This window comes from Streptomyces sp. RP5T, assembly GCF_003933965.1.
GTDB lineage: Bacteria > Actinomycetota > Actinomycetes > Streptomycetales > Streptomycetaceae > Streptomyces.
On record NZ_RSAJ01000895.1, the window covers coordinates 1 to 2,428 of the forward strand.

General features: G+C 71.3%; 2 protein-coding genes. One reads left to right on the forward strand and one right to left on the reverse strand.

Annotation, left to right across the window (positions count from 1 at the left end):
• The first annotated feature begins 45 nt into the window (after nt 1-45).
• Nucleotides 46-1,428, forward strand: a complete 1,383-nt coding sequence (locus tag EHS43_RS42600; protein WP_125195824.1) for a HAMP domain-containing sensor histidine kinase — start codon at nt 46-48, stop codon at nt 1,426-1,428.
• Here the strand turns inward: EHS43_RS42600 and EHS43_RS42605 are convergent.
• Complete coding sequence (locus EHS43_RS42605) at nt 1,418-2,413, reverse strand: TAXI family TRAP transporter solute-binding subunit (RefSeq protein WP_125195825.1); 996 nt, start codon at nt 2,411-2,413, stop codon at nt 1,418-1,420. The genes EHS43_RS42600 and EHS43_RS42605 overlap by 11 nt on opposite strands.
• Nucleotides 2,414-2,428: the final 15 nt, after the last annotated feature.

Below are 2,428 nucleotides of genomic sequence, written 5' to 3' on the forward strand. Positions count from 1 at the left end.
GGGCTTCTGCGCGGGCCCGCGGGTCCGGGGCGGGGCGTAGGCGTCGTGCGTACTCGGCTTCTTCCGCTGCTCATCGTGCTCATGGCGGCCGTGCTCCTGGCCCTGGGCGTGCCGCTCGCCATCGGGGTGGCCTCCGCGCAGCAGCAGAAGGTCGTCGTCGACCGGATCGACGACACCGCGCACTTCGCCGCGCTCGCCCAGTTCGTCACCGGCTCCTCCGACGAGCGCCTGGAGACCCTGGAGAGCGAACTCGCCAGCTACTACAAGGTCTACGGCATCCGCGTCGGTGTCTTCTACGACGGTGACGTGCCCATGGCCACCGCGCCCCGCGGATGGTTCCTCCCCAAGGAGGGTGAGGTGCGCGACGCGTTCGGCGAGGCCCTCCTCAGCCGCCGCAGCCAGGACCCCCAGCAGGTGTGGCCCTGGCAGCGGGGCCGGCTGGTCGTCGCCTCGCCGGTGATCCGGGACGGTGACGTCGTCGCGGTCGTCGTCACCGACTCGCCCACCGGGCCGATGCGTTCGCGGATCCTGCACGACTGGCTCGTCATCTTCGCGGGCGAACTCGCCGCCATGCTGCTGGCCGTCGGCGCCGCGCTCCGGCTGACCGGCTGGGTGCTCCGGCCCGTACGGGTCCTCGACGCCACGACCCACGACATCGCCACCGGGCGGCTCAAGTCGCGGGTGGCGGTGGCCGGCGGGCCGCCCGAACTCAGGCGCCTGGCCAAGTCGTTCAACGAAATGGCGGACAACGTCGAGGACGTGCTGGAGCAGCAGCGGGCCTTCGTCGCCGACGCCTCCCACCAGTTGCGGAACCCGCTCGCCGCACTGCTGCTGCGCATCGAGCTGCTCGCCTTCGAGCTGCCCGAGGGGAACACCGAGATCGCCTCCGTGCAGGCGGAGGGCAAACGGCTGGCCCAGGTCCTCGACGATCTCCTCGACCTCGCCCTCGCCGAGCACACCGAGGCCGACCTGAGCGTCACCGACATCGGGGAGCTCACGGCCGAGCGCGTCGCCGCGTGGACGCCGACCGCTGAGGCCAAGGGGGTCCGCCTGGTGGGGAGTTGTCCGCCCACCACCGCCTGGGCCGACCCCGTGACCCTCTCCAGCGCCCTCGACGCCGTCATCGACAACGCGCTCAAGTTCACGCCGAAGGACGAGACGGTGGAAGTCACGGTCGCCGCGGACGGGGACACCTCGACGGTCGTCGTCGCCGACCGGGGACCCGGGCTCACCGACGAGGAACTCGCGCGTGTCGGCGACCGTTTCTGGCGCAGCGGGCGGCATCAGAACATCAAGGGCTCCGGCCTCGGGCTGTCCATCTCGCGGGCACTGCTGGCCGCGGGGGGCGGGTCGATCTCGTACGGCCACCAGGAGCCGCACGGGCTGGTCGTCACCGTGTCCGTGCCGCGCAGCCGTCCTACGGCTTGACCGAGCGGTAGTAGCGGCGGGCGCCCTCGTGGAGGGGGACCGGGTCGGTGTAGATCGCCGTGCGCACGTCCACCAGCTGGGCGGAGTGGACGTCCCGGCCGATGCCGTCCCTGCTCTTGATCACGGTCCGGGTGAGCCACTCGGTGAGCTCGGGGTCCATGTCCTTGCGGGTGATCAGCAGGTTGGAGACGGCCATCGTCGGGACGGTCGTGTTGTTCTGGACGGACGGGTACGCCGACGCCGGCATGTTGGTGGCCCGGTAGTAGCGGGTCGGCTCGCCCTCGGCGTGCAGCTTCGCCACCAGGGACGGTTGGATCGGGACGAAGCGGAAGGCGGAGCGTTCGGCCAGCTGCTTGAGTCCGTCGGTGGGCAGGCCGCCGGACCAGAAGAACGCGTCCAGGCCGTGGCCGAGGAGCTTGGGGCCGGTGTCGATGCCCTCCGCCCTCGGCTGGATGTCCTTGTCCGGGTCGATGCCGGCGGCCCTGAGGACGCGGTCCGCTATCAGCCGTACGCCGGAGTTGCGGACGCCGGTGGAGACGCGCTTGCCCTTCAGGTCGGCGACGGTATGGATGTCCGAGTCCGCGGGGACGACGAGCTGTACGTAGTCGTCGTAGAGGCGGGCCAGGCCGCGGAGCTGGTCGGCGCCGGGGCCGCCGTTCTGCTGGTAGGTCTCCACGGCGTCGGCCGCGGCGATGGCGAAGTCGGACTTTCCGATCGCCACGAGTCTGACGTTCTCCTGGGAGCCCGCGCTGGTCTCCAGTTCGACCTTGAGGTCCGGCATGTCCTTGTGGATCTCGTCGCGGAGGAGCCGGCCGTACTTCTGGTAGACGCCCGCCTTAGTGCCCGTACTGAACGTGATCGTGCCGGCCGGGGGGTTCTCGCCCAGCGGGAGCAGCCACCACAGGAGCAGGCCGAGGGCCACGAGGGCGGCGACCGCGGTCTGGAGCGCCTGGCGGCGGCTGAGGTGGGGGAACGGCTGGGGCATGCGGGTGATCCTGCC

Coding starts and splice junctions, on each gene's coding strand:
- EHS43_RS42605 (WP_125195825.1), bottom strand. CDS start 2,413: ATGCCCCAGCCGTTCCCCCACCTCAGCCGCCGCCAGGCGCTCCAGACC.